Genomic DNA, 26197 nt, shown 5'->3' with positions numbered 1-26197 from the left:
TTACACCGGCACAATTGTATAAGCAAATGATTTTTTGAATTCCCAGTTAATATTGCAACTATCGATTCTTTCTTAAAATTATGATAAGATTTATTGACTTTGTAATTTAGTAAAAGAAACGAGGACTCTTATGAAACAGCGTGAACAATGGACATCCAAGATTGGTTTTATTTTAGCAGCTGCTGGTAGTGCCATCGGTTTAGGAGCAATCTGGAAGTTTCCTTATATGGCCGGAACAAACGGCGGCAGCGTGTTTGTGCTGTTATTTATCATTTGTACATTATTAATCGGTCTACCGATTTTATTGGCTGAGTTTGTTATCGGACGAAGAGGACAGGCAGACGCGGTGACTTCTTTAAAGAAATTATCAACCGGACGCAGTTGGGGATGGGTTGGATGGATGGGACTTGCCTCTTCTTTCATCATTTTATCTTTTTACAGCGTCGTCGGCGGATGGATTTTATCCTATTTAGCGCGAGCCTTTACGTTTACACTAGGCGGGTTGGATTATGGTGAATTATTTAATACGACAATCGCGAATCCATGGGAAGTATTATTGGCCCAAGCATTATTTATGGCGTTGACGATCTTCATCGTTCAAAGCGGTATTCGTGGAGGGATTGAACGAGCTAGCCGCTGGATCATGCCTTTATTATTCTTGTCATTCATTGTATTGGCAATTCGCTCGTTGACACTAGACGGCGCGATGGAAGGTGTGCGTTTCCTATTCGTACCGGATTGGAGTTATCTTAACGGAACCACATTCCTTGTTGCATTAGGACAGGCATTCTTCTCACTGAGTGTCGGTGTGACAGCGATGATGACCTATGCTTCCTATCTATCAAAAGAGGAGAAGCTTGGACAGTCCGCGTTTAATGTATCCATCCTAAACATCGGGATTTCGATTCTAGCAGGACTTGTCATTTTCCCAGCTGTTTTCGCATTAGGACATTCACCGGAAGCGGGCCCTGGACTGATTTTCGTCATTCTGCCGGCTATTTTCAATGAAATCCCGTTCGGCAGTGTGTTTTTAATTATTTTCTTCCTCTTAATGCTGTTTGCCACACTGACTTCTGCTATTGCGATGCTTGAAATCGTAGTTTCTACAGGCATCCGTAAAAAGCATGATAGAAGAAAACGCGCTTCATGGGTGTTTGGCGGGCTGATCTTTTTAGTCGGAATTCCAAGTGCACTATCATTTGGTTTGCTGTCCGATGTGAGTATTTTCGGCAATTCCATTTTCGATTTTGCCGATTTGCTGACGAGTAGAATTGCAATGCCACTCGGGGCATTGGCAGTGTCTTTATTTGCTGGGTTCGTGCTGACAAAAGAGGATACAGCAGAAGAGTTAGGGATGAATCCCGCCCTTCACTCGTTGTGGAAAGTGATTGTACGCTATTTCGCACCTATCGCGATCGTCGTCATTTTCTTTACTTGGGTATTAGGTATGTAAAAAGCACGCTGGAGAACGTCTCCGGCGTGCTTTTGCTTTATATAATCTAATCAGGGCTAGTCGACGTTACAACCGCGGATTTTCATGAGAACTAGCAGTGAACCTTTGGAAGTCGCCTTGCATTTACGATGAATAAATGTAGTTTTCTTTAAAGAAGGCGCTCATTCTGCCACGATATCCGATCAATAAACCCTCATAAGCGCTCTATCTATTCATTTGATCGCTCTATGAACCTCGGTAATTGCTCTATCCTGTCACTTAAGCGCTCTATACCCTTCAGCAACCGCTCTATCTATCTCCAGAACGCGTCCGCCTAGAGCACAGTGTAACGACTTTCTCCCCTTCAGCCTTTCTTTTTCACTAGATATGCTTCATAAGCGCTTCCACTACATGCGTCAATCCCGCCAAGTCGTCTGCCGTAAAGCGATCTAATTCAGGACTGTCGATGTCGAGTACACCAAGCACTTCTCCATCTTTAATCAGGGGTACAACCACTTCGGAACGGGATGCCGCGTCACATGCTATATGCCCCGGGAACGCGTTGACGTCCGGTACGACCAAGCCTTCTTTTGTCTTCGCAACTGTTCCACAAACACCTCTACCGAGTGGAATACGAATACATGCCGGTAATCCTTGGAACGGGCCGAGCACGAGCTCATCGCCATCCATCAAGTAAAAACCTACCCAATTGATGCGATCGAAGAATTGATTAAGTAATGCGGATGCATTGCTTAAGTTTGCGTATACATTTGGCTCTCCTGATAAGAGTGCATCCACCTGTATTGCTAGTTGCGCGTACTTCTCTTGTAGATTATTCGAGTAATCAATAGGTGTGTACATACTAATTCCCTGCTTTCTGTGTATAGATCTAACTGTAATCATACACAGAATAGCAGACTTGGAAAAGTAATCGAACTTCATTCGTTGTTTCAAGTCAATCCAATTTCACTCTCAGTACCTCTCCGGTCACTGCATCTATCTTAACTTCATACTTATGCCCTTCTGCTGTGCGGATATCTACTTCAAATACCAACATACCGTCATCGAATTCCAATTCTGATTTCACCACTTCACCCGGTACTCTTTGTCGGGCAATATCGTTTGCTTGCTCCATTGTAATCCTACGATATTGCGGATGTTGCCAGTGATTCATCCAATACTCACTTTGCTGATTCAATGAACGATCCCTCCAATTTCTTTCTACGTTGTTACTCTATGCGAAAGAATGAAAAAGTGCCCCACAGCTAAGCTTGTCGTTTACGAAAGAAAAACGGATTATTTCCGAGGAAATAATCCGTTTTTGTCAGGCAGCCTGCGATGAAATATTCTTTTGTTTATAACGCATCCAAATAATGAGCGGAATGAGTAGTAAGGAAATATAGGTTCCAAGGAAACTTAACATGGAAAAACCTAAGAACGCCATGACAATTCCTGAAGCAAGTCCACCTACTGTTCCTGCTAGTGCGACAAACACGTCGATGCTTCCTTGGATCTTCGCGCGAGTCAACACATCAGTAGAATCGATCACAATGGCCGTTCCACTGATTAATCCAAAGTTCCAACCAATCCCTAGCAATATGAGCGATACGGACATCCAGAATATCGATTCTCCTGCTACGTAAGCTGCGAGAACACCTGCTAGCGCAAGTGTCACACCCGAAGCAATCACCATAATTGGCCGTCCAATCCGATCTACTAATACACCAGTAAAAATGGAAGGTAAATACATACCTGCGATGTGTAAGCCAATGACCAAACCAATACCTGATATCGAAGCACCGTGATGTTGCATATGGACAGGTGTCATCGTCATAATAGCGACCATGACACCATGTGACAGTACGAGTACGATGCCCCCTACCCAAATCCCCATCCTATTTGCCGTTTGTTGATGGGCAACATGCCCTTCATTGGACTCTACACGTTCTTTTTGTTCGGCCAGTTCAATCTCACGTGCAACGAGTAAAGGATCTGGTCGTAAAAACAGCAAGAATGTCAGCCCGGACAATACGTAAGCAAAGCCTGCCAGTAAAAACACACCAGTCAATGAAGGTATGCCGATGAAATCTGCCACATAGCCCATTGGTAAGACCAGATTGGGTCCCGCTACCGCACCCACTGTGGTTGAAACAAGAGCAACACTGACCGCAGTAGCCCGTTGCTTTTCATTGGCGAGATCTGTTCCAGCATAGCGAGCTTGTAAATTAGAGGATGTGCCTGCACCATAGATAAACAGAAAGATGAATAACACAGCAAGACTTCCGGTCATCACTGCAAAGATTACACCGAATGCACCGAGACCACCTGTAATAAATCCCGCACCGAGACCGAGACGACGACCGTAACGCTGAGACAACCTACCGACGAGATAGGCAGAGAATGCGGAACCAAAAGTAGACAGCGCAATCGGCATGCCCGCCAGGCTTTCATTGCCCGTCATGTCTTGAATTAATAGCGCCCCTACTGTGATTCCTGCTGCAAGTCCGGCACCACTAAATATTTGGGAAATGATCACGACAAGTAAGGAGCGCTTATACAATTGCTTTTGCGCTTCTTTGGATTTAGTGTAGTACGAATAATCTTGCCCTCTCGACATGGAATTCCCACCTTTTCTATTACTATGTAATGGATCTATAAATTTATCAATTATTTACGCTTTATTCATCTTATCATACAGTAGCAACTAGAAAGAGAAGTCTTTTCCATACACAAAAACAAGCAAACCTAATTTTACTAGGCCTGCTTGTTCCTTTTATAGCGCGATTTTTATACTAGCGGTGCGATGAAAATAGGATGATCAGAAAACTTTGCTATTCTTGCTTCCCCTTCATGTACCCACTTTTCGTCGTATTCAATAGGTCCGTCTTTGTCTTCAGGCGTTTGGAACTGGTCGAGGCCGACAGCTGCTAATACGGGGCTGTCATCGTCATCCAATCCAATATTGACTACATGGTTGATGATAAATGGTACGTCAAACTCGATCATAGCACTATCTTCGTCGAGTTCACCATCCACTACGTGAAAAGGTATTCGTAAGTAAATCGTATCACTACCATCCTGATTCAAGATAGTATCGAAATTTCCGCGGTCGAAGTCCCAATTTCCTCCCATTTGGATATCATGTTCTATGAGTATGTTCCGCGCATCTCCAAATAATGATTTTTTGCCCGGTAGATTGGTTTTCAGTTCGATCATGGCATTTCCTCTTTTCTATGTCAGTTTTTCTTGCTGAAGGTCTGGTTGATTAATAGTCTTAAGAATACCCTCGTTAGTTGTTTTACAAACTCTTCTAGTGGACTAAATTGAATAATCATAACCAGAAGTGAGAATATTTTTGATCGACGCTGGCGGACTACTTTCGACTTATTTATGTTCACAAAAAAAGACTACCCAATAGGATAGTCTAACTTCGCTTATTTCATTAGCTCTTTATACCGTTTCAAACATTCTTCATACGCTTCTTGTACAGTTTCAACCTCGATGACGTCTTGGCTAATTGTAGCGAAGCGGGTTACTGAGTGTTCGTACTGCGGATCGTAGTAGTGAGTCAATAACTGTTCTACAGCTTCTGCGAAACGTCCATTTTCTAGGTCTTCCTGGATTTGTGCTGCAATGGGTTGGTGGATGCGTTTGCGAATTCTTGAGAATGCTTCTAGAAACAGTTCTGGTTGTTTTTCTGGTTCGTACTCGGAAAGAATTTCTTCGACCCGCACTTTGACCGGTAGTCTAACAATCCACTGCGGACTCTGTCCTTTTTTCTCAAACAGTAGTTCCGGCATATGTACTTGCCCTATGCGTTTGCTTTCGCCTTCTATGAAGATATATGGTTCGTTCTCATACTTTTCCAGTTTATCCGCAATTAGCAATTCGAATTTCTTCTGGTTGTTCGGCTGTACACCGATTTGTCCGAATATGGAACCTCGATGGCCTGCCATACCTTCTAGATCGATGACCGGACAGCCGTCTTCCATCAGCTTGTGAAGAATCTTCGTCTTGCCGCTTCCTGTATAGCCGTTTAGTACAAGCAATTTAGGTTTGATTGGCTCTTGCAGTTTCGCAATAACCCACTGGCGATATGTATGAATACCGCCACTGATTCGGCTTGAGCGAATTCCCATCAATTCCAGTACAGTCATTGCTGTTTTGCTTCGCATACCGCCACGCCAGCAAAACACAGTAACTTGGGTGTCAATTTTCCTGAATTCTGCTATGAAATCGGGTAGTTTTTTAGCGAAAATAGCTAGACCATGATCCATAGCGGCTTGTTTTCCTACTTGCTTATAAAGCGTACCTACTTCCGCGCGTTCTTCATTCGTGAAAATCGGAATGTTAATACTGCCCGGAATAGTTGCTTCCTCAAACTCTTTCGGAGAGCGTACATCGACTAATGTATGTGAATGGTTTTTCTGTAATTCGAGTGCGTCCGTCAATGTAATATCTCGTACCATGTTATTTTCCATCTCCTTGATTTACTGCACGATAATTCGACCGGTATGTTCGTCGGTTACTTCTCCAATAATATGCGCATCGACTCCAGCTTCACGTAATTGTGCATGCAAACGATCTGCTTCATCTCCAGCAACTGCTACTAGCAATCCACCAGAAGTAACTGCGTCACATAAAATCCATCTGCCGATTTGATCCAATGATTCTGGATATTTGACCATATCTTCTATATGTGCAAAATTGTTTTTCGTACCGCCTGGAACCGAACCAGCTTCTGCTAGTTCTCTTGTACGTGGTAATACAGGAACTTTCTCATTATCAATTCGCAAGCATACGCCACTACCTGTTGCCATCTCAGAAGCATGTCCAAGTAAACCGAAGCCCGTTACGTCTGTTGATGCATGAATGCTGTAATCATCCATCACTTCAGCCGCTGTTTTATTGAGTGTTGTCATCACTTTTGTCACGTGAATTTCTTCTTCTTCAGACAATAATCCATTTTTCAGTGAAGTGGTCATGATACCTACACCAATCGGTTTTGTCAGAATCAAACGATCGCCTGGTTTCGCCCCTGCATTTGTACGAATCTTGTCAGGATGTACCGTTCCAGTTACTTGCATACCGAACTTTGGTTCCTGATCATCGATGGAGTGGCCACCGACAAGAACTGCACCAGCTTCTTTCAATTTGTCAGCAGCTCCACGCAAGATCTCCGTCAAGATACTCCGGTCAAGTGTATGGATCGGGAATGCGACGATGTTCAACGCTGTAATTGGTTTACCGCCCATTGCATAGACATCACTGATCGCATTCGCCGCTGCCACTTGTCCAAAATCATATGGATCATTGACAATGGGTGTGAAGAAATCTAGTGTCTGCACGATAGCAGTCGTATCATTTATCTTATATACGCCTGCGTCGTCGCCTGTATCTAATCCGACAAGTAAATTAGGGTCTGCGAGGCCAGGAGGCAATGTTCGTAGAACTTCAGCTAAATCAGCGGGTCCTATTTTACAACCGCAGCCTCCTTTTGATGATAATGAAGTAAGTTTTACAGAAGAATTTCGCATTACGGATATCAACCTTTCAAATTGTAGTCCCTCAATTTTACCATAGAGTTTGCATTCTAGATCTGTTGGGCACTTGAGATTCTTATGGCCAATGAAAAACAGACTACGCTTTAAGGCGTAGTCTTACATGATGCAAATGCATTATTTTACGTACTTTACAAACCAAAGATCGTCTTTTTTCTCGATATATTCCCCGTTCCAACCTTCTTTCAGCAACTTTTTCTGCTGTTCGGTATTCTCCATTAGAACAAATTGCTGTTCTGATGTCGTTCCACGGGAAGGCTCTTGGAGATCCTTGAATAAAATATAGCGCAGTTTATTGCCATATTTCACTTTGAGTTCTTTGATTCGTAAACCTAGTGCAAATTTATCTTTCAAGCTTGGAATATTAAAGGGTGCAACGGTTGTACAAATATAGCGATAGCGATCTCTCTCCACATGTTCCATTAGCCATTTACCAAGTGTCGTTTGGAGTCCATGTCCTCTATAGTCCGGATCCACACCCGAAATCTCTGAGTACAGCACGCTAGATAATTCGTTTAGTGATACTCCAGCGTCAATTCCTAAATGCTCTTCATCTTCACCAGGATCCAACATAGCACGGAACGCGATAAGGTGATTATCGACAAAAGCCCCTGCCATCATGCCATTGCCGCGTAGAATATACACAAATTCTTCTTCCGTTAACGGTTGAAGAAAATCAGGTTCCTCAAGAACAGCAATGATCCGTTGTTGTAAAGCTAGAACTTCCGGCAGCTGATCTTCCGTTAAAAGTGAAAGTGATGCTTGCAACGTCATAATGTCACCTTTTCTTTACGCACCGTCAATTCTTCTAGCGCTTGCTCATCTACGTCAATACCAAGTCCAGGCTTTTCATTGAGTTCAATAAACGGTACATCATAGTGCAGATTGCCGACGTCTTTACTGAATTTCAATGGGCCCGTCAATTCTACACTTGTCATCGCTTTTTGTGAGAATGCTACATGGAAGCCTGCTGCAGATCCAATAGACGACTCCACCATGGATCCAACCTGACATTCGATACCTGCCATCTCCGCCATATGCGCAAGCTTCATCGCAGGATACATGCCTCCGCATTTCATAAGCTTGATGTTTACTTTATCCGCTGCACGCTTTGCGATAATTTCACGCATCTCGCGTACTCCACGCAATCCTTCATCTGCCATTAGAGGCGTCGCGATTTTCGATTTGATTTCTACCATCGCATCGATATCATCCGCTTTAACTGGTTGCTCGAGCCAATCTAGTTCACAACTCTCCAATTTTTTCATTGCCTGCAATGTCGTCGCACTGTTGACCCAACCTTGGTTAACATCCACTCGGATTGCGATATCTTTGCCAACACGCTCGCGCACGGCCTGAATCCGCTTGACGTCTTCGTCTACGTTAGTACCGACTTTCATCTTTAATGAACGATAGCCAGCTGCCACACGATCAGCAGCCTCCTGTGCCATATGTTCAGGTGAAGCGATACTTAGCACATGTGTAATCGGAAATTTCTCATGATAACGTCCACCAAGTAAATTATAAGCAGGAATACCATAGGCTTTCCCTACTGCGTCAAAGCAAGCCATGTCTAGCGCCGCTTTCGCTGTAGGTACACCGTAAATTGCTTGATCCATCACTTCATGAATTTTCCCAAAGCGACTTGGGTTTTCTCCAAGTAAAGCAGGTGCAAGTGTATGATGAAGTACAGCAAATGTACCTTCCCAACTTTCCCCTGTGACATGGTCGTCTGCAACTGCTTCACCGTAACCCACATAACCTGTGTCTGTTGTTAGTTTTACAATAATAGAAGGCATATCATCATAGGATGCATAGCTGATTACAAATGGTTCATAAAGTGGTAATCTAATCGCAAAAATTTCTATTTCAGTTATTTTCATTATTTTTCTTCCTTTCCTATTGGCAGCTTTTCATTGGTATTGTATGATTGTCGTTAAATAGTCGCTAATGAAAAGAGGAGATCCCATTATGAAGGTTACCATTGCATTGGTCGGCTCACAAGAGTTTTGTCGGCAAGCAGAGAATATAGTGTTACCCCACAATATGTGCATTGATTATTATCGATATGACAGCCCGTCCGAAGCCCCTCGTCTACTAGAGGTACTGAAACCCTGTCACGTCATATTATTCTCTGGGTCCTTACCTTACGAAGCGTCCGAGAAAATTCTTCAAACGATCTCGATTCCGGCATTTTATATTCAGCAAAACGAACATACAATAGCGATCACTTTATTATACCTTGCTTCAGAAAAGAATATGGCAATTCATGATATTTCTATAGATATAAAAGAAAGAACACATATCGAACAAATCCTGCAAGATCTTGATCCTCTCTCTTCCGTGCAGAAGCCTGCTATACATGAACTGCAATCCAACAGTGATTTGCAAGCTGTTGTAAACTTTCATTTAGAACATTTCAGAAACGGGAAGTCTAAAATGGCATTGACCAGTGTGCATGCTGTATACGATCAATTACAAGCGGCGGGGATTCCATCATTCCGGATGCTGGATCCTGCAAGCAATATTTTACGCGCGATGGAACACGCCGTTCAACAAGCAGATTTTGCAAGGAGTGAAGCGACTAAAATTGCTGTAGGCGTACTGCAAGTTCATCAACCTGAGGAACTTCCACAGAGAACCATAGAAATACTAGCGAACTACTTGCAGGCTCAATGGAAAGAAAAAGAGGACAACTTCTTTTTCTACACTACTCTAGGCACTATCGAATTTGTTTTAGCCTTAAAGGCCTTCGTCCAGTTCTGTGAATCGCTTCACCCTGTATCCACTTTATCTTTTGGATTAGGACAAACAATGATAGAAGCTACTGACAATGCGATGAGTGCACTGCAACTCGGCAAGCAAGAGATTAACAAAGGAGTCTTTATGCTGGATGAACATAAGAAGCTGCACGGTCCTTTGCCAGCTACAAAACCGTCAATTGCGATGAGGTTGGACGACCCTGATTTGCTTAAGATCAGCGAAAGGACGACATTGAGCCCGGCGGTCATTTCCAAACTTAGGCAGTTTGATCAATTCAGGCAATCTACGCCGTTCACCGCTAATGATTTAGCAGGATATTTAGCCGTTTCCAGAAGAACTGCTGAACGTACAATTAAAAAGCTTATGGATCAACAATATATCGATACGGTTGGCGAAGAAATGACCTACAGCCAAGGCAGACCACGCGCATTATACAAATTGAAGATTGCTATCAACTAAAAAGGCAAAGCCGTTACATATCACGGCTTTGCCTTTTAAATTTATTCGAGTTGTGCCTCGAGGTCCAACTTCGCTTCCTGCTCATTCATTTCCACAATTTCTTCAGACGTCATTTTAACAATAGAAAATCCGGTTAGGGCATAGATAATTGAGATGAGAGGAACAGCGAAATTCAGAATAGCGTATGGGCCGTATTCTACTACACTGACACCGAGCGTACCGAATATAAATACACCACATGTATTCCAAGGAATAAATACCGATGTAAGTGTTCCACCATCTTCTAGTGCACGCGAAAGGTTCTTCGAGCTCAATCCCATATCTTTATAAGTTTTGCTAAACATTCTGGAAGGTACAACAATGGAAACGTATTGTTCAGAACAAGTTGCATTGGTCATGAAACACGCACCAATCGTTGAAATAATTAATGTAGACGTGGACTTTACTACTTTCAGCAATTGCTTCATAATTGCCCGCAACATACCTGAATACTCAAGAATACCACCGAAGGTCATGGCCACAATAGTCATAGAGACGGTATACATCATACTGTCTAGGCCGCCGCCATTAAATAGTTTATCAACTAGCTGGTTACCTGTTTCAATCGCAAAACCACTCTGCAGAGCGCCTAGCGCACCCGCAAATGTCCCCGACTGAAGCGTTACATGAGATAAGAAACCTAGAACAATTCCGATAATCAGTGCCGGCACCGCAGGAATCTTCATTGCGACCATCACGATGACGGCCAAAGGAACAAGCAATAGCCAGGGTGATATAACGAAGCTATCTTGCATGACCTGAGATGTGTTTGCAATTGATGTTAATTCTGCTTCACCTGAACCAAATCTTCTTCCAAGGAATGTAAAAACACTAAGAGCAATTAGTAATCCAGGAATCGTCGTATACAACATATGCTTAATATGATCGAATAAATCTGTTCCAGTAAGTCCCGCAGCTAAATTGGTTGTATCCGATAACGGTGACATCTTATCTCCAAAGTATGCGCCAGAAATGACAGCCCCTGCTACCATACCAGCAGGGATTCCCATACTGAGTCCAATACCCATCCCGGCTACACCAATCGTAGCCATTGTCGACCATGAGCTACCTATTGCCAATGAAACAATTGCACAAATTAGTGTAATGGCTACCAGGAACCAAGAAGGTGTAATGATCTTCAATCCGTAGAAAATCATTGTCGCAACTATTCCCCCACCCATCCACGAGCCAATTACCAAGCCGACAAGCATAATAATAATGACCGCTGGAAGAGCCAAACGAATTCCTTTGTACATCATTTCCTCAATTTCTTTCCAAGAGAATCCATGGCGCCAGGCTACGAGTGAAGCAATGGCAGTTCCTACGATTAGCGGCATGTGCGGTCCCTCTTTAAGCTTTACTACAGTTATAATCATAACTAGAATCATTAATACTAACGGCAGGATCGACCACCAGAACCCTATTTCTCTTTTTTGCCTTTGATCCACTACGCAACCCCCATTCAAATTCAGCCTATTAAAACACGTCGTTATATAGTCGTTTAATCTATTTTAAACGTTTTCTAAATTGTTTGTCAATGAAAATATGAAAGCGTTTACTATGTCTGTTTTTATATTTGGAAGTCAGCCGCTATCAGAAAGCTTTTCTGTAAATACTTACATTTTCTATCACAATGGAAGACAAGATTCTGAAACAGTAGAATCAAATGAGTTTATAAAAGTGTGAAACGGGAATAATACAAAGTACTTTCATGAAATGGGAGGCGTACTATCCATTGATAGCTAACAGCCAAAATACAAATACGATAAAATGTGTAACAGAATATGATACCCTGCGCCGAGTCATACTATGCCAACCGGAATTTATGGCAATTGACGAAGTCATTAATGAAGTGCAAAAAAAGTATGAAGATGAAAACATCGATAGACAACGTGCGATGAGTCAGCACGCAGAATTCGAAAAACTTTTGAAGGAAAACGGAGTGGAAGTGATCACGCTTCCTACTTCCGAAAAATATCCTGAACAAGTTTTCACACGGGATATCGGCTTTACGATTGGCAATGAAATATTTATCGCCGACTTGGCTGCAAATATACGAAAAGGTGAAGAAATTACGCTAAAAGAATGGCTAATTGCGCAAGACATTCCCTATCAGTCCGCCACAGATCGAATGGAAGGCGGCGACATTATTGTCGACCGTGATACTATCTACATCGGCATCAGTAGCCGTACATCCGAGGAAGCAGTTAACAAGCTGGAAGAAAAGCTTCCTGATCATCAACTCAAACGGATTCCATTTGATGGACGGTACTTGCATCTAGACTGCGTTTTCAATATCCTTTCTCCCGAAAAAGCGCTAGTTTTTTCAGCTGCGTTTGATCAGGAAACACTCCATCAACTGGCTGATTCATATCAATTGATTGAAGTGGCGGAAGATGAACAATTTTCTCTAGGGACTAATGTTCTCTCAATTGGTAACAATAAAGTATTCAGTCTTCCACAAAACGAACAAGTGAATGCAAACTTACGCGCAAATGGATTTGAGGTCATAGAAGTCGACTTTTCTGAAATCATTAAATCAGGCGGTTCTTTCAGATGTTGTTCGATGCCTGTAGAACGCGGTTAAAGTGAAAGACCGAAGCCAATCCCACACGTTTTATTGTGGTGATTCCGCTTCGGTCTTTTTTATTCGAGTATATCTATATAGTAATTTTGCTCATGATCCAGCTCGGGTATATCGAGCTCAATTGCTTCAGGAATCAACAAGTGTATCGTCATGACTCCTGATACACTCCCAGAGGAATTCCCGTACGTCTTTTCACCGGTAAACTGATTCAATATGTTTGAATCATGGTAAAACGTATACTCTAGACGGTTTTCTGGTTGCCTTGGAACAGACATGGACTTGCTATTCCAAACAGGCAGGTTGATTTTGAGTTGATCGGATAAATCGTAATACATACTGTCTTCACCATTAAACATCGTCATCAATTCAGGGGAATAGACCGTTTCTTCTATTGTCCGACTAATTTCGGGTGTGCGCTTTATCAGAATATATGCACCTGGGAAAGAAGAGATAGAGAACTTCCCTTCTACTTCATGTGACCGTTTTACCAATACTAGGTTTTCAGGAATTGGTAACTCTTCTACAATTGCATTATATAAATCAAATCCAACTTCATTCGCCACTACTTCAGGGGGATTTACTCCCTCTACTTGCCGCTCCATTGTTTCCGCTACGACAAGTCCAATTATCAACAACACTAGGTATCCAATAATCAGCTTCCAATGAAATGATCTTTTTATCCGTACGCGTCCCATATTCCTTGTTACCAGTATAATCGTCAATACTCCAAGGAGAAGGACTACAGGTACTAGTATAGTAAGAAGCATCAAGGGTTCCTCACCTCCAAGCGATTTGTGACAAAGAAGCTGAAAGCAAACAGAACTGCAATTGTCCCTACTATCTTCAATGTGAATAATAGAATCGACGTTTCCCCATAGAAGAAATACAGCAATCCACTATTCTCATTGTCTGCTACAGCGAATGTGCTTTGTGTGAATGCATACCACATCACTCCAAACAGCGCGATAAACAGTTTGCTCCATTGGATGAGCGATCCGAGCGTGTATCCAACCAGCATAAGCAACAGTGTATAAGCCGTCATAACAAAAATACGCGAAAAGAAATCGAGTGGTGAAGATAGTAATCCCGACGTTTCAATAATCATATTATCTCTAAACATCGCGACAATTTTCATTACCGAACCAAGTAAAACAGTCGTCACGCCACCGAGCAATGCAGCAGTACAGAAGAAGTAGAAATTAGCCAGTTGAAACGTCAGACGATTTGTGACGAACGAAAAGGATTCATTTCGTTGCGCAGCAGACGTCAACAGGAAACCGACTATGAATGCCCAAAACATTGTCAACCCAAGCTGTGCGTCGTTCGATATGGAAGTGAAATTGAAGGAAATAGGCTCTCCCCATTCATTCATGGTGGTAGTTGTAACTGCACCGCTTATAAATACAGTTGCGATAATCTGCAGTACAATTAACATGGTGAAAATAGACACATTGGCGTTCAATTTAAACAAAAACTGTCGTTTTGCGAGTTCACTCACGCTCCATTGCGTCGAAAACATCATCTACCCTTCCTTTCGTCTGACCAGTCATTGCCAGATATGCCTCACTTGCTGAAACGGCTGACACGCGTATTCCTGCTTGCTTTAATTCAGTTAGTTCTGATGTTGTATGATCATTATCGACAATCCATTCTGTTAACGGACCAGCAGAAGACTTATGAATGACGGCATATCGATTGGCGTATTGTTTCAATACATTTTCTTTACCTTGTAACGAAATAAATTTCTCTTGAAGTTCGGTTATTGAACCATGAAATGCAATATCTTTTCCGTCGATCAATAAGATATCCTCCAGCAAGTCCTCCATCTCTTCCATATGGTGACTCGATAAAAGGATAGTTCGTGGATGTGCAAGATAATCTTTCAGCAGCGCCCTGTAAAAATCCCTACGCGCTCCAGCATCCATTCCCGTAATCGGCTCATCAAACATTGTTAGTGGACAACGTGTGGCTATACCGACAACGGCATTGAATGTACTGCGTTTGCCTTTTGACAGGATACGATGGTTCAGCGACAGCGGTAATTTGAAGTACTCGAGCAGACGCATAGCTAGGTCCTGATCCCAATTTTCATAGAAGCGCTCACATTCCTTCAGTAAATCACCCAATGTTAGTGCATCCGGAAAGCCCATCATATCGTCTATGAAAATTATGTTGGCAGAAACTTTAAGACTGTTGAAGGGACGCTCACCAAACACACGAAGCTCTCCACCTGACTCTTTTATGAATCCTGCAACCATCTTCATAAGTGTCGTTTTCCCCACACCATTACGTCCTACCAATCCCGTAATGACATTCTCACGGATTTCTAAATTTAACTGATTCAGTACTGTAATTGAACGATAGCTTTTCGTCACGTTTTTCAAAGTAATTGCTGGCATTATGACCTCTCCTTTCGCTCTGCTCGAATTAATTCAATGAGCTGTTCCTCTTGAAGGCCCAGCAATGCAGCTTCATTAAGTAGCTCCTGCACGAGACGACTTAACCTACCGCCTTTACGTTTCGTCAGTAATTTCTCACGTGCATCGGCAGATACAAACGTGCCAAGGCCTCGCTTCTTGTAAATAAGTTCCGCATCCAGCAAAATCGTCAGCCCTTTCCCCGCAGTCGCAGGATTGATGTTGAAAAGATCTGCCAGTTGATACTGTGAGTACACTTTATCGTCCGCTTGTAACGTACCGTCAATAATTTCCGTCTCTAACCATTCTGCAATTTGAATATAAATTGGCTTTTCTCCATCCATCTCAAGCAAAAACTTCACCACCTCGAGGTAAACTAGTGCATTACTGTTGTAATGTACAATACATGTTTTTATATTATACCGCAAGTGCAGAAAAAATATGTTGTAAAGCGATGAATAAAATGATCACTTACTACTCATCCTAGGTATTTACACTGTATGTAAGGAGCGGATGAAATGAATACAGTAAAGGACTTTCCCATTCAGCAAAATAGATTAATCAATGCGGGCTTTCTATTAGTTTGCTTATGTTTATTAGATGCCGTTTTCACAGATTATGGTTTACGGTTTGGTCTTATAGAAGAAGCCAATCTGCTCGTGTCGTTTTTATATGAACAAAGTATTCCTTTGTTCTATGTAGTGAAACTCGGATTACCTTTGATACTTTTATATATCGTGACGGTTAGTTCTTCGGGGATTTTCGTACGTATCTCTTTGACTACTGCATTATTTGTTTATATCACAGTATTGTTTATGCATATCTTTTGGTTGATCATGGTCGCAATTTAATATGTACTTTAATTATCTCTTCTATATCCCGTGTTTATCGTATACTAAATGTATGATTACATGGAAAGAAGGGGTTATTATTGAACATTGAACCATCACTGCGAACGCTTTCTATTGGAATGCCACGCATATTACAAACTGCTAATGGCAGCGAATTTTCCAGTGCTATTTGTAAACAGACTGCAAAAGAAACATTTCTTTCTGTAGATGGTTTTCAAGGGGACGGAATTGCAGACACGAAGCATCATGGCGGTCCTGATCGAGCGGTTTGTATCTATCCGGGAGAGCACTATGCTTTCTGGGAAAAAGAGTTCTCCTGCACGTTGCCCACTTCCACATTCGGAGAAAATCTGACAGTAGACGGAATGCTCGAGACAGATATATGTATTGGAGATATGTTTACAGTAGGAGAAGCAGTGATCCAAGTCACGCAAGGTCGAGTACCTTGTAGCACTATTAGTAAGCGCACTGGCTTGCCTAGTCTGATGAAAGGAATGGTCAACACCGGATTCACAGGTTATTTATGCCGTGTTATTAAAGAAGGAATTGTTCGTTCAGATTCTCCGATTACTTTGCTGCAACAGGATCCAAAGCAAGTTTCCATTCTATATGCAAATGAAGTGTATTTTCAGCGTCCTAAAGATCTGAAAGGATTGAAACGAATATTGGAAGTCGAAGCACTAGCTGAAGAATGGCGGGATATGCTGAGGAAACGACTAGATAAGCTCGAGAATATCTAAAAAAAGAACTAACCTACGATAATAAAAATCGTCGGTCAGTTCTTTTTGTTCATATGAGCTGTTTCACTAATTCCCGATTTCGTTCCTTGAAGAGTTCATTATGGGAAGATACCATGCCATTTTCATTTGCTTCGGGATCAATATAGATTTTGGCGCAGTTTACTGCATTTGCCGCATCCTGAAATGCACCTGCAATTAAATGGAGCTTGCCTTTGTGGCTCAGTACATCGCCTGCCGCATACATCCCCTCTACGGACGTAGCACTCGTACAAGTACCAGCAATCTGTTTATGTTCCGTTAGTTCAACACCAAGTTGCTGATCGCCAATTAACGAAGTGTCACGCTCGTAACCGTGATTAATGATCACTTCATCCACAGCTATCGTAGTAACCGTTTCTTCTTCATTGTGTCGTAGCTCCACACTCTCAATTGAGCTATGATCCTCAGACGCAATGAATCGGGATATATTCGTATTAAAGTGACAGACTACACCACTCTCCAGGAGTTGTCGCACTTGCGCTTCATGGCCATTCAAATTTTCTTTACGATACGTTAGGTATACTTTCTTAGCAATCGGTTGCAGTTCATTCGCCCAGTCAATCGCTGCGTTGCCACCGCCTGAAATCAGGACAGTCTTCTCTTTGAAGCGCCCTAAAGATTTTACCGTATAGTTCAAATTCGACACTTCAAATCGTTCTGCGCCTTCCACCTCAATCTTCTGTGGATTCAAAATACCTGTACCTGTCGCTATTATCACGGTTTTACTATAATGAACAGTACCCGAGGAGCCATGTAATGCAAAATGCTTGTCTTCTGTCTTTTCGATCTTCACAATTTTTTCATTGAGTACGACTTCTGGGTCAAATGTTAATCCCTGAGCCACAAGCCGTTCAATTACCTGAGCTCCTGGTGCTGGGGTCATGCCGCCAATATCCCAAATCATTTTCTCCGGGTAGACATGGATCTTTCCACCAAGCTGCTGCTGATATTCAATGATTTTTGTCTTCATTTCACGCAATCCACTATAAAAAGCAGCATATAACCCAGCAGGTCCGCCGCCGATAATCGTTACGTCCAGTAGCTCATCTTGTCTCATTCCATCTTCTCCCTTTAAAATAATTATTGACATCGCTTGCATTTCAATTTATAGTTCTCATTGTAACGATATTGATAATCATTATCAATGATTACTTAGTAGGAAAGGTTTGATTTCACAAAATGGTTCGCTTGTATACAGAAAATCTACAAGTTTCATACGATGATCACCTTATTGTTAAAGGGTTATCGGTTCAAATACCTGACAAGAAAGTGACTGCCATTATTGGAGCAAACGGATGTGGCAAATCGACCTTTCTAAAAGCTGTCACACGCTTAATTCCTCATCAATCAGGAGAAGTCATATTAGATGGTGGAAATATCGTTAAACAAAGGACGAAACAGCTCGCGCAAAAGATGGCTATTCTTCCTCAGACACAAGAAGCCGCCAGTGGTTTAACAGTTGGTGAATTGGTATCCTACGGTAGATTCCCTTACCAGAATGCATTGGGACGTTTGACACCGCATGATATGGATGTGATCAACTGGGCGCTCGAAGTCACCAACACGACTGATTTCAAATTTCGTCAAGTCGATGCATTATCCGGCGGTCAACGCCAGCGTGTTTGGATTGCGATGGCACTTGCCCAGGAAACAGATATTATCTTCCTAGATGAGCCGACTACTTATTTGGATATGGCACACCAGTTGGAAGTACTAGAGCTGTTGCAAAGGCTCAACGAAGAACAGCAACGCACTATCGTCATGGTGCTTCATGACCTGAATCAGGCAGCACGTTTTGCCGATTTCATCATTGCGATGAAAGATGGAGAAATTGTACGTGCGGGTATGTCCGGGGAAGTAATACAACCAGACATACTGCGCGAAGTATTTCGAATCGATGCGGAAATTGGAACGGATCCAAGAACGGGCAAACCGTTATGCATCACATATGATCTACTAAAAGGAGACGAATAACTGTTGAAGAAAATTCTATTACCTGCCCTTTTGCTTATCGTACTTGCGTTAGCAGCTTGCGGCAATAAACAGGAAGAACCTGTGAAAGAAGATACACCGGCAAAAGAACAAGGAGCAAGCGGCACGATTACTTATGAATCCGAAGAAGGTCCAGTGGAGGTTCCTGCAGATCCGCAGCGTGTTGTGGTGTTATCAAGTTTTGCTGGTACTGTACATGAATTTGGCGTGAATTTAGTAGGAGCAGAATCTTGGTCAAAAGATAATCCAAGCTTTGATTCATTTCTGAAAGATGTAGAAGAAGTTTCAGACGAAAATATTGAAAAAATCATTGAACTGGAGCCCGATTTAATTATTGGACTGAACACAATTAAGAACATTGATAAATTAAAAGAAATTGCACCTACTGTTACGTATACATACGGAAAAGTGGATTATTTAACACAGCAAATCGAAATTGGTAAGTTACTGAATAAGGAAAAAGAAGCAACAGAATGGGTAGATGCATTTAAGGCACGTGCGAAGCAGGCAGGAGAAGATATTAAAGCTAAAATCGGAGAAGATACGACAGTTTCCGTCATCGAAGAGTTTGACAAACAAATTTACGTCTTCGGCGATAACTGGGGTAGAGGAACTGAAATCCTATACCAGGAAATGAAATTGGCTATGCCTGAAAAGGTAAAGGAAATGACCGAGAAAGACGGATATTACGCTCTATCTGCAGAAGTTTTGCCGGATTTTGCCGGGGATTATGTCATCTTGAGTAAAAGTGATACCGGAGATAATTCATTCCTGGAAACAGAAACATACAAGAATATTCCTGCTGTCAAAAATGATCAAGTTTATCAGGTAAACACAGCAGAGTTCTCATTCAACGATGCCTATACACTTGATAACCAGCTTGATTTCTTCATCAAAAGCTTTTTAGGAACTAAGTAATAAAACAGGATGGGGCTCTTCTTCATTGAAGAACCCCTTTTTTTATGACAAGAAAGGAGCGGATGAATAGAATGGAAAAACCCGTTGGAAAAGCTATACCCTTTAGTCTTAAATTATTTGCTAGCATGATTCTTTTAATCATCAGTTTCCTATTTGCTATGAAGCTTGGTGCCGCTCACACTTCATGGCAAGACGTCTTGCTTTCATTCACGTCAAACCAAAAGGAAAATATTTTGATCCTGAAAGAAATACGCTTTCCGCGTGAAGTTGGTGCCGTGTTTGTGGGTGCCGCTTTGGCCGTTTCAGGGGCTATCATGCAGGGCATGACGCGAAACCCATTGGCTGATCCAGGGTTGCTTGGATTGACTGCCGGGGCGAATGCTGCGTTAGCTATCGCGCTTGCATTCATTCCAACTATTAATTATTTCGGTATCATGACGGCGTGCTTCATTGGATCAGCTGTTGGTGCGCTGATCGTCTTCGGAATTGCTTCCGCTAAGCGAGGCGGCTTTGCACCCATTCGACTGGTATTGGCAGGTGCAGCCGTCTCTACATTTTTATTCGCCATTGCACAGGGTGTTGGTTTGTATTTTAAGATTTCAAAGGACGTGGCAATGTGGACGGCCGGCGGATTAATCGGCACCTCATGGGGACAGTTGCAGACCATTGCGCCAGTCATCATCATAGGTATTGTCGTCGCACTCGTACTTTCACGCCAGTTGACATTATTAAGTTTGAATGAAGAAGTTGCGATTGGACTTGGACAAAATACATTGAAAATAAAAGTCATGTTGTTTATTGTTATTATTTTATTAGCAGGAGCCGCTGTGGCATTAGCGGGTAACCTAGCATTTGTCGGATTAATGATTCCACATATTGTTCGTGCAATCGTGGGAACAGATTACCGATTCATCATCCCCATTTCCGCTATTTTAGGTGCAACTTTTATGTTGTTAGCGGATACGGTTGGACGAATGCTGCAAGCACCATTTGAAACGCCTGTTGCTGCATTGATTGCGATCATTGGCTTACCATTCTTTCTTTTGATCGTACGCAAAGGAGGTCGTGCTTTCTCATGATACATCCACGTATACGAAGAAAACAAAGAATTCTAGGAGTATGTTTAGTTGTTTTAATTCTCTTGTTGGCTATTCTTGCACTTGGTTTAGGATCTGCTTCTATCGAGTGGAGTCGGCTAGTCCCTACTTTCCTAGGCCAAGGCACTTTTAAAGAAGAGTTTGTACTGTTTTCTATCCGCCTTCCAAGAATCATTATTACGTTGCTGGCTGGCGCTGCGCTTGCCTTATCCGGTGCTATTTTACAAGGTATCACGCGTAACGATCTTGCAGATCCAGGTATCATCGGTATTAATTCCGGCGCTGGAGTCGCTATTGCGGTATTTTTCTTGTTTGTACCGATTGAGGCTAGCGCATTTGCTTACTTATTGCCGTTAGTAGGATTTTTGGGAGCCATCATTACCTCCGTTTTAATTTATCTATTTGCTTACAGTAGAAAAAACGGACTGCAGCCTATGCGTCTTGTACTAGTGGGTATTGGATTCTCTATGGCTCTTTCAGGTGTAATGGTCGTATTAATCTCTTCCGCCAAGCAAGAGAAAGTCGATTTTATTTCAAGATGGATCGCCGGGAATATTTGGGGAACTGATTGGCCTTATATTTGGGCACTCGCCCCTTGGTTGCTCATATTAATCCCTTTCGCGTTATTTAAAGCACACCGACTGGACATGCTCGGTTTGAATGAAACAGTGGCGACGGGTATCGGTGTGTCAATCGAACGAGAGCGAGTAATATTATTGCTGATGGCCGTGGCTCTAGCTGCTTCCGCTGTGTCAGTCACAGGTGGCATCGCGTTCATCGGGCTGATGGCACCTCATATCGCTAAGTCCCTAATCGGCCCACGCCATCGAATGAATTTACCTATTGCCATTCTGCTCGGCAGCTTTCTTCTATTACTAGCGGATACAATTGGGCGAAATATTTTGGAACCAAGTGGTATTCCAGCAGGTATTATCGTTTCATTAATAGGCGCACCGTACTTTTGCTATTTACTAATAAAAAAATAAACATGCCAGAACTACCCGCTTTTGGGTGTTCTGCCATGTTTCATATAAAGTATTATTTATTTTTGAAGTCCCGTGAAACCGTGAACGTTGCTTCTGTCTTGTCTTTTACTTCATCTACTGTAATACCAGCAGAAGTTTCAACAAGCACCATACCGTCCTTCGTAAAATCAAATACAGCCAAGTCCGTGATGAGTCGATCTACAACGCCAAGTCCCGTTAACGGCAAGGAGCAGGTTTGCTTAACTTTCGATTCCCCGTGTTTATTGACATGATCCATGATCACTACGACACGTTTTGCACCGACAACTAAGTCCATTGCACCACCCATTCCTTTGACGACTTTTCCTGGAATCATCCAGTTAGCTAAGTCTCCGTTCTCCGAAACTTCCATGCCGCCAAGGATCGCCAAGTCGATATGTCCACCGCGGATCATCGCAAACGATTCCGCGCTATCAAAAAAGGATGAACCGGGGACTGTGGTAATAGTTTCTTTTCCAGCATTAATCAGATCTGCATCCTCTTGCCCCTCTACTGGGTAAGGGCCAATACCAAGCAAGCCGTTCTCCGACTGCAATAACACCGTCATCCCATCTGGAATTTCATTTGCGACAAGTGTTGGCATACCGATACCGAGGTTAACATTCATACCGTCTTGAATTTCTTCTACCGCACGCTTTACAATTGTATTCCGTGTTTCTGTCATGTTCATCTCTCCTTTTTACGCTTTTCTCACTGTTAAGCGCTCAATACGTTTTTCATAATCCGTGCCAAGCAAAACTCGCTGTACATAAATACCCGGTGTATCAATCTCTTCAGGAGCAAGCTCACCCGCTTCGACGATTTCCTCTACTTCCGCAATTGTTATTTTTCCCGCCATCGCAGCAAGTGGATTAAAGTTCATTGCCGTCTTACGGTACACTAAATTTCCCAGGGTATCGGCCTTCCAAGCTTTCACAAGCGCAAAGTCTCCGACGATTCCTTCTTCAAGTAAATACGTCTTCCCTTTAAACTCTTTTGTTTCTTTACCTTCTGCAATGGGTGTACCGACTCCAGTTGCTGTGTAGAATCCAGGAATTCCTGCACCACCCGCTCTAATCCTCTCGGCAAGCGTTCCCTGCGGACTCAGTTCTACTTCTAACTCACCATTTAGGAACTGCTTTTCAAAAGTCTTGTTTTCTCCAACATACGAAGCAATCATCTTTTTAATCTGTTTATTTACTAGCAACTTCCCAAGGCCTGCATCATCTACTCCACAGTTATTGCTAGCTACTGTTAAATCCTTCACTCCTCTATCTTTTAATGCCTCGATAGACTTTTCCGGAATACCGCATAATCCGAAGCCTCCTACAATTAACGTAGCACCGTCTTGAATATCTGAAACCGCTTCCATAAATGAATTCATTACTTTACTCATACCGTAACCTCCTCCAACTCTTTAGTAATAGTGTACAGATTTCTGACTTATATGTAAAATGAATATATTGAATAAAATTTATTCTTAATCCGAATAAATGAAAGGTTGGATTATCATCGAACTCAAAGACTTTCAAGCTTTTATACACGTAGCAGATCATTTAAGCTTTACAAAAGCCGCCGAACAATCGTATATATCACAGCCCTCTTTAAGTAAATCGGTGAAAAGACTTGAAGAAGAACTGAATGTCATACTTTTCAACCGCTCTACACGCAGCCTTCGATTGACGGATGCGGGTGACATTGTATATGAACAGGGACAGCAAATCCTTCAATTACTTGGAGAGCTTCCTGTATTACTTGAAGATCTTGCGGAGGGAGTGTCAGGAGAAATTAAAATTGGTATGCCACCTTTGATTGGGACGCTGTTCTTTCCACAGATCGCTAAAAGTCTTTCAAAGAATTATCCCCATATTAAAATCGAGTTGCACGAAATCGGTGCTAAAGTAGTAGAAGAGCTTGTAGATAAAGGTCAGATTGACGCCGGCATTATTGTGTTGCCAACCGATCGAGACGTATTCCAAGTTCAACCTTTCATTTCAGATAAATTCTATCTGTTCGTCCATTCTGATCATCCATTTGCAAAACGAGATGCTGTTGCATTATCCGAGTTAAAAGACGAACAACTTATCTTGTTCTCTAAAAGCTTTGCCTTACACCGCTATATTATAGGTGCCTGTAAAGAGGTAGGGTTCAATCCAACTATATCGTATGAAAGTTCACAATGGGATTTGATCATTGAACTGGTGGCAGCAAAACTGGGTATTACACTTCTTCCCCAATCCATATCAACGAAATTTACAAATGAAAATATTAAAATGATACCCCTTCAGGAGCCACCTCTACTATGGAAGCTCGGCATTGTCACTAAGAAGAACAGTTACCATTCATTTGCTTTAAAAAAGTTTATGCAGATGTTTTAAGGTCAATTGAATTAATCTCTACAAAACAAGATGGTTTGCGCCAACGATCATAAGTAATGAATAAAAAAACCCAACCGGTATCGGTTGGATTTTTGTTTCACGTGGAACAGTATCGTTTGTTTAGAACATTTTCGTAGTCCATGACTCACCATTCCATATAGTAGATACTACATCTTCATAAAAATCAGGTTCGTGTGATATGAGTAAGATACTTCCTTTATACTCTTTTAATGCACGTTTTAGTTCTTCTTTTGCATCGTAATCCAAGTGGTTGGTCGGTTCATCCAAAACTAATAAATTCGTTTCACTATTTACTAGTTTACAAAGACGCACCTTTGCACGTTCTCCCCCGCTCAGTACTTTCACTTTACTCTCAATATGCTTTGTCGTTAATCCAACGCGTGCTAAAGCCGAACGCACTTCATATTGAGCAAGATGTGGGAACTCACTCCAAATCTCTTCTAGACAGGTATTATCCGTATCGGCTTTCATTTCTTGTTCGAAGTATCCGATCGAGAGATGCTCGCCCTGCTCTACTTTACCTGATAGAGCTTTTATTTCCCCGAGAATACTTTTTAGCAATGTGGTTTTACCAATACCATTAGCGCCTGCCAAAGCAATTTTCTGTCCACGTTCCATAGAAAGATTCAAAGGCTTCGATAGCGGTTCATCGTATCCAATCACTAAATCTGTCGTTTTAAATAAATATTTCCCGGGTGTTCTTGCCGTTTTGAAATCAAAATGCGGTTTAGGTTTTTCAGAATCTAACTCTATAATGTCCATTTTATCCAACTTCTTTTGTCGGGACGTTGCCATTCGACTCGTTGCTGCATTCGCCTTATTACGTGCTACGAAGTCCTTCAAATGGGAAATCTCTTTCTGTTGCTTTTTAAAGGCCGCTTCGACCTGTTGCTGCCTCATTTCACGCACACGCAAAAACTCGTCATAGTCGCCGGGATAACGATTGACCTGTTGATTTTCCATATGATAGATCAAGTTAATGACACTATTCAAGAATGGAATATCATGCGAAATCAAGATGAATGCCCCTGGATATTCTTGCAAATACGTACGCAACCATTCAATATGCTCGACGTCCAAATAGTTCGTCGGCTCATCAAGCAATAAAATATCGGGCTTTTCAAGCAATAATTTAGCCAGTAATACTTTTGTACGCTGGCCCCCACTCAAATCATTTACGTCCGTGTCCAATCCAAATTCATCGAGACCAAGACCGTTTGCGACTTCTTCTACTTTTGCGTCAATCATGTAAAAATCACTCTGCTCTAGAGACTCTTGAATCTTTCCGGTTTCTTCAAGTAAACCTTCCAGTTCATCTGGCCCCACTTCACCCATCTTCGTGAAAAGACTATTCATTTCCGTTTCCATATCGTATAAATATTGAAACGCAGTGCGCAATACATCACGGATGGACATGCCCTGCTTCAAAGCTGCATGCTGATCTAAGTATCCGATACGAACACGCTTTGACCACGTAACAGTACCAGCATCTGGTTCTAGCTTATGCGTAATGATATTCATAAACGTAGATTTCCCTTCCCCGTTTGCACCTACTAATCCTATATGTTCACCTGCTAATAGACGAAATGATACATCTTCAAAAATCACACGGTCACCGAAACCGTGGCTAATATTTTTTACTGTTAATAAACTCATGTTGTACACCTATTCCTTTTCCATTGTATCGATCAAACTTATCTACGTTATTTTAACATTCTACACTTATAATTACTTAAGAAAAGAGAAAACAATATGTATTATAGAGCAACTACACTTAGTTATAGTAACTACAGAATATCAAGTTCATTTCATGATTGTATTATTTTTATAAATGTAAGAACAAAAAACAAATGTAACGATGCCTCTCTGCTTACCTGTTGCCTCAATAAAATCAAAAAG

The 26197-nt window shown here is 42.0% G+C and carries 27 protein-coding genes; 10 read left to right on the top strand and 17 right to left on the bottom strand.

Going from position 1 to position 26197, the window contains the following annotated elements; genetic code table 11:
* Positions 1-130: 130 nt before the first annotated feature.
* Positions 131-1453: a sodium-dependent transporter gene (locus CSV72_RS09645; protein WP_099678162.1), complete on the top strand. Its 1323-nt coding sequence runs from the start codon at positions 131-133 to the stop codon at positions 1451-1453.
* A gap of 360 nt (positions 1454-1813) precedes the next feature.
* Here CSV72_RS09645 and CSV72_RS09640 read toward each other — a convergent pair whose 3' ends face one another.
* From CSV72_RS09640 to CSV72_RS09605, 8 genes are all read right to left on the bottom strand, one after another.
* Complete coding sequence (locus CSV72_RS09640; RefSeq protein ID WP_099678161.1) at positions 1814-2293, bottom strand: GAF domain-containing protein; 480 nt, start codon at positions 2291-2293, stop codon at positions 1814-1816.
* A gap of 94 nt (positions 2294-2387) precedes the next feature.
* On the bottom strand, positions 2388-2630 hold the full coding sequence (locus CSV72_RS09635) for a PepSY domain-containing protein (protein WP_199170082.1): 243 nt from the start codon (positions 2628-2630) through the stop codon (positions 2388-2390).
* Positions 2631-2756: 126 nt separating this feature from the next.
* Positions 2757-4049 carry an MFS transporter gene (locus CSV72_RS09630; RefSeq protein WP_099678160.1) on the bottom strand — a complete coding sequence of 431 codons (1293 nt, stop codon included), beginning with the start codon at positions 4047-4049 and terminating at the stop codon, positions 2757-2759.
* A gap of 170 nt (positions 4050-4219) precedes the next feature.
* Positions 4220-4648, bottom strand: coding sequence for a YugN family protein (locus tag CSV72_RS09625; protein WP_099633648.1), 429 nt, complete (start codon positions 4646-4648; stop codon positions 4220-4222).
* Between the two features lie 218 nt (positions 4649-4866).
* Positions 4867-5901 (bottom strand): tRNA 2-selenouridine(34) synthase MnmH, encoded by a 1035-nt coding sequence (gene mnmH, locus CSV72_RS09620; RefSeq protein ID WP_099678159.1) that lies wholly within the window; start codon positions 5899-5901, stop codon positions 4867-4869.
* A gap of 21 nt (positions 5902-5922) precedes the next feature.
* The gene (gene selD, locus CSV72_RS09615) at positions 5923-6969 is read right to left on the bottom strand and encodes a selenide, water dikinase SelD (protein ID WP_099678158.1); all 1047 of its coding nucleotides are present in this window, start codon (positions 6967-6969) and stop codon (positions 5923-5925) included.
* Between the two features lie 141 nt (positions 6970-7110).
* The gene (locus CSV72_RS09610; RefSeq protein WP_099678157.1) at positions 7111-7767 is read right to left on the bottom strand and encodes a GNAT family protein; all 657 of its coding nucleotides are present in this window, start codon (positions 7765-7767) and stop codon (positions 7111-7113) included.
* Positions 7764-8876: a mandelate racemase/muconate lactonizing enzyme family protein gene (locus CSV72_RS09605; RefSeq protein WP_099678156.1), complete on the bottom strand. Its 1113-nt coding sequence runs from the start codon at positions 8874-8876 to the stop codon at positions 7764-7766. Before CSV72_RS09605 ends, CSV72_RS09610 begins: the two co-directional genes overlap by 4 nt.
* Before the next feature lie 88 nt (positions 8877-8964).
* On the opposite strand from CSV72_RS09605, the gene CSV72_RS09600 reads away from it, so the two are divergent.
* Complete coding sequence (locus CSV72_RS09600) at positions 8965-10215, top strand: HTH domain-containing protein (RefSeq protein WP_099678155.1); 1251 nt, start codon at positions 8965-8967, stop codon at positions 10213-10215.
* 41 nt (positions 10216-10256) lie between these two features.
* Here CSV72_RS09600 and nhaC read toward each other — a convergent pair whose 3' ends face one another.
* A complete protein-coding gene (gene nhaC, locus CSV72_RS09595; RefSeq protein ID WP_255407594.1) occupies positions 10257-11702 on the bottom strand; it encodes a Na+/H+ antiporter NhaC in 1446 nt (481 codons plus the stop codon).
* A gap of 287 nt (positions 11703-11989) precedes the next feature.
* Here nhaC and CSV72_RS09590 point away from each other — a divergent pair, with 287 nt between their 5' ends.
* Positions 11990-12841 (top strand): dimethylarginine dimethylaminohydrolase family protein, encoded by an 852-nt coding sequence (locus CSV72_RS09590; protein WP_369802896.1) that lies wholly within the window; start codon positions 11990-11992, stop codon positions 12839-12841.
* A 59-nt stretch (positions 12842-12900) separates the two neighbouring features.
* Here CSV72_RS09590 and CSV72_RS09585 read toward each other — a convergent pair whose 3' ends face one another.
* From CSV72_RS09585 to CSV72_RS09570, 4 genes are all read right to left on the bottom strand, one after another.
* Entirely contained in the window at positions 12901-13476 is a 576-nt protein-coding gene (locus CSV72_RS09585; protein WP_143561165.1) for a hypothetical protein, read from the bottom strand.
* A gap of 131 nt (positions 13477-13607) precedes the next feature.
* Entirely contained in the window at positions 13608-14339 is a 732-nt protein-coding gene (locus tag CSV72_RS09580; RefSeq protein ID WP_233191215.1) for a hypothetical protein, read from the bottom strand.
* Positions 14332-15240, bottom strand: a complete 909-nt coding sequence (locus CSV72_RS09575) for an ATP-binding cassette domain-containing protein (protein WP_199170081.1) — start codon at positions 15238-15240, stop codon at positions 14332-14334. Before CSV72_RS09575 ends, CSV72_RS09580 begins: the two co-directional genes overlap by 8 nt.
* Positions 15240-15602 (bottom strand): GntR family transcriptional regulator, encoded by a 363-nt coding sequence (locus tag CSV72_RS09570; RefSeq protein ID WP_199170085.1) that lies wholly within the window; start codon positions 15600-15602, stop codon positions 15240-15242. The genes CSV72_RS09575 and CSV72_RS09570 overlap by 1 nt, the downstream gene beginning before the upstream one ends.
* 174 nt (positions 15603-15776) lie before the next feature.
* On the opposite strand from CSV72_RS09570, the gene CSV72_RS09565 reads away from it, so the two are divergent.
* Together CSV72_RS09565 and CSV72_RS09560 are read left to right on the top strand one after the other, a co-directional pair.
* A complete protein-coding gene (locus CSV72_RS09565; RefSeq protein ID WP_099678149.1) occupies positions 15777-16109 on the top strand; it encodes a DUF5658 family protein in 333 nt (110 codons plus the stop codon).
* Positions 16110-16228: 119 nt separating this feature from the next.
* Entirely contained in the window at positions 16229-16849 is a 621-nt protein-coding gene (locus CSV72_RS09560) for an MOSC domain-containing protein (protein ID WP_099678197.1), read from the top strand.
* 49 nt (positions 16850-16898) lie between these two features.
* On the opposite strand, the gene CSV72_RS09555 is transcribed toward CSV72_RS09560, so the two are convergent.
* Positions 16899-17945: an NAD(P)/FAD-dependent oxidoreductase gene (locus CSV72_RS09555; RefSeq protein WP_099678148.1), complete on the bottom strand. Its 1047-nt coding sequence runs from the start codon at positions 17943-17945 to the stop codon at positions 16899-16901.
* Between the two features lie 122 nt (positions 17946-18067).
* Here CSV72_RS09555 and CSV72_RS09550 point away from each other — a divergent pair, with 122 nt between their 5' ends.
* The 4 genes from CSV72_RS09550 (at position 18068) to CSV72_RS09535 (ending at position 21881) form a co-directional block, all read left to right on the top strand.
* Positions 18068-18862 (top strand): ABC transporter ATP-binding protein, encoded by a 795-nt coding sequence (locus tag CSV72_RS09550; protein ID WP_099678147.1) that lies wholly within the window; start codon positions 18068-18070, stop codon positions 18860-18862.
* Between the two features lie 3 nt (positions 18863-18865).
* The gene (locus CSV72_RS09545; RefSeq protein WP_099678146.1) at positions 18866-19798 is read left to right on the top strand and encodes an iron-hydroxamate ABC transporter substrate-binding protein; all 933 of its coding nucleotides are present in this window, start codon (positions 18866-18868) and stop codon (positions 19796-19798) included.
* A 71-nt stretch (positions 19799-19869) separates the two neighbouring features.
* The gene (locus CSV72_RS09540) at positions 19870-20877 is read left to right on the top strand and encodes a FecCD family ABC transporter permease (RefSeq protein ID WP_099678145.1); all 1008 of its coding nucleotides are present in this window, start codon (positions 19870-19872) and stop codon (positions 20875-20877) included.
* Positions 20874-21881, top strand: a complete 1008-nt coding sequence (locus tag CSV72_RS09535) for a FecCD family ABC transporter permease (protein ID WP_099678144.1) — start codon at positions 20874-20876, stop codon at positions 21879-21881. Before CSV72_RS09540 ends, CSV72_RS09535 begins: the two co-directional genes overlap by 4 nt.
* 52 nt (positions 21882-21933) lie before the next feature.
* On the opposite strand, the gene CSV72_RS09530 is transcribed toward CSV72_RS09535, so the two are convergent.
* Both CSV72_RS09530 and CSV72_RS09525 read right to left on the bottom strand, forming a co-directional pair.
* Positions 21934-22584 carry a 3-oxoacid CoA-transferase subunit B gene (locus tag CSV72_RS09530; protein ID WP_099678143.1) on the bottom strand — a complete coding sequence of 217 codons (651 nt, stop codon included), beginning with the start codon at positions 22582-22584 and terminating at the stop codon, positions 21934-21936.
* 15 nt (positions 22585-22599) lie between these two features.
* Entirely contained in the window at positions 22600-23295 is a 696-nt protein-coding gene (locus CSV72_RS09525) for a CoA transferase subunit A (protein WP_099678142.1), read from the bottom strand.
* A gap of 115 nt (positions 23296-23410) precedes the next feature.
* Here CSV72_RS09525 and CSV72_RS09520 point away from each other — a divergent pair, with 115 nt between their 5' ends.
* The gene (locus CSV72_RS09520; protein WP_099678196.1) at positions 23411-24277 is read left to right on the top strand and encodes a LysR family transcriptional regulator; all 867 of its coding nucleotides are present in this window, start codon (positions 23411-23413) and stop codon (positions 24275-24277) included.
* A gap of 120 nt (positions 24278-24397) precedes the next feature.
* Here CSV72_RS09520 and CSV72_RS09515 read toward each other — a convergent pair whose 3' ends face one another.
* On the bottom strand, positions 24398-25954 hold the full coding sequence (locus CSV72_RS09515) for an ABC-F family ATP-binding cassette domain-containing protein (RefSeq protein ID WP_099678141.1): 1557 nt from the start codon (positions 25952-25954) through the stop codon (positions 24398-24400).
* Positions 25955-26197: the final 243 nt, after the last annotated feature.

The sequence above is a fragment of the Sporosarcina sp. P20a genome, assembly GCF_002743175.1.
GTDB lineage: Bacteria > Bacillota > Bacilli > Bacillales_A > Planococcaceae > Sporosarcina.
This window is presented reverse-complemented; position numbering and strand designations above follow the sequence as displayed.

Excerpts from the sequence above, each read along its gene's own strand:
- CSV72_RS09645 (WP_099678162.1), top strand. The coding sequence starts at position 131 with ATGAAACAGCGTGAACAATGGACATCCAAGATTGGTTTTATTTTAGCA.
- CSV72_RS09640 (WP_099678161.1), bottom strand. The coding sequence starts at position 2,293 with ATGTACACACCTATTGATTACTCGAATAATCTACAAGAGAAGTACGCG.
- CSV72_RS09630 (WP_099678160.1), bottom strand. The coding sequence starts at position 4,049 with ATGTCGAGAGGGCAAGATTATTCGTACTACACTAAATCCAAAGAAGCG.
- CSV72_RS09625 (WP_099633648.1), bottom strand. The coding sequence starts at position 4,648 with ATGATCGAACTGAAAACCAATCTACCGGGCAAAAAATCATTATTTGGA.
- mnmH (WP_099678159.1), bottom strand. The coding sequence starts at position 5,901 with ATGGTACGAGATATTACATTGACGGACGCACTCGAATTACAGAAAAAC.
- selD (WP_099678158.1), bottom strand. The coding sequence starts at position 6,969 with ATGCGAAATTCTTCTGTAAAACTTACTTCATTATCATCAAAAGGAGGC.
- CSV72_RS09610 (WP_099678157.1), bottom strand. The coding sequence starts at position 7,767 with ATGACGTTGCAAGCATCACTTTCACTTTTAACGGAAGATCAGCTGCCG.
- CSV72_RS09605 (WP_099678156.1), bottom strand. The coding sequence starts at position 8,876 with ATGAAAATAACTGAAATAGAAATTTTTGCGATTAGATTACCACTTTAT.
- CSV72_RS09600 (WP_099678155.1), top strand. The coding sequence starts at position 8,965 with ATGAAGGTTACCATTGCATTGGTCGGCTCACAAGAGTTTTGTCGGCAA.
- CSV72_RS09575 (WP_199170081.1), bottom strand. The coding sequence starts at position 15,240 with ATGCCAGCAATTACTTTGAAAAACGTGACGAAAAGCTATCGTTCAATT.
- CSV72_RS09570 (WP_199170085.1), bottom strand. The coding sequence starts at position 15,602 with ATGGATGGAGAAAAGCCAATTTATATTCAAATTGCAGAATGGTTAGAG.
- CSV72_RS09565 (WP_099678149.1), top strand. The coding sequence starts at position 15,777 with ATGAATACAGTAAAGGACTTTCCCATTCAGCAAAATAGATTAATCAAT.
- CSV72_RS09560 (WP_099678197.1), top strand. The coding sequence starts at position 16,229 with ATGCCACGCATATTACAAACTGCTAATGGCAGCGAATTTTCCAGTGCT.
- CSV72_RS09555 (WP_099678148.1), bottom strand. The coding sequence starts at position 17,945 with ATGAGACAAGATGAGCTACTGGACGTAACGATTATCGGCGGCGGACCT.
- CSV72_RS09550 (WP_099678147.1), top strand. The coding sequence starts at position 18,068 with ATGGTTCGCTTGTATACAGAAAATCTACAAGTTTCATACGATGATCAC.
- CSV72_RS09540 (WP_099678145.1), top strand. The coding sequence starts at position 19,870 with ATGGAAAAACCCGTTGGAAAAGCTATACCCTTTAGTCTTAAATTATTT.
- CSV72_RS09535 (WP_099678144.1), top strand. The coding sequence starts at position 20,874 with ATGATACATCCACGTATACGAAGAAAACAAAGAATTCTAGGAGTATGT.
- CSV72_RS09530 (WP_099678143.1), bottom strand. The coding sequence starts at position 22,584 with ATGACAGAAACACGGAATACAATTGTAAAGCGTGCGGTAGAAGAAATT.
- CSV72_RS09525 (WP_099678142.1), bottom strand. The coding sequence starts at position 23,295 with ATGAGTAAAGTAATGAATTCATTTATGGAAGCGGTTTCAGATATTCAA.
- CSV72_RS09515 (WP_099678141.1), bottom strand. The coding sequence starts at position 25,954 with ATGAGTTTATTAACAGTAAAAAATATTAGCCACGGTTTCGGTGACCGT.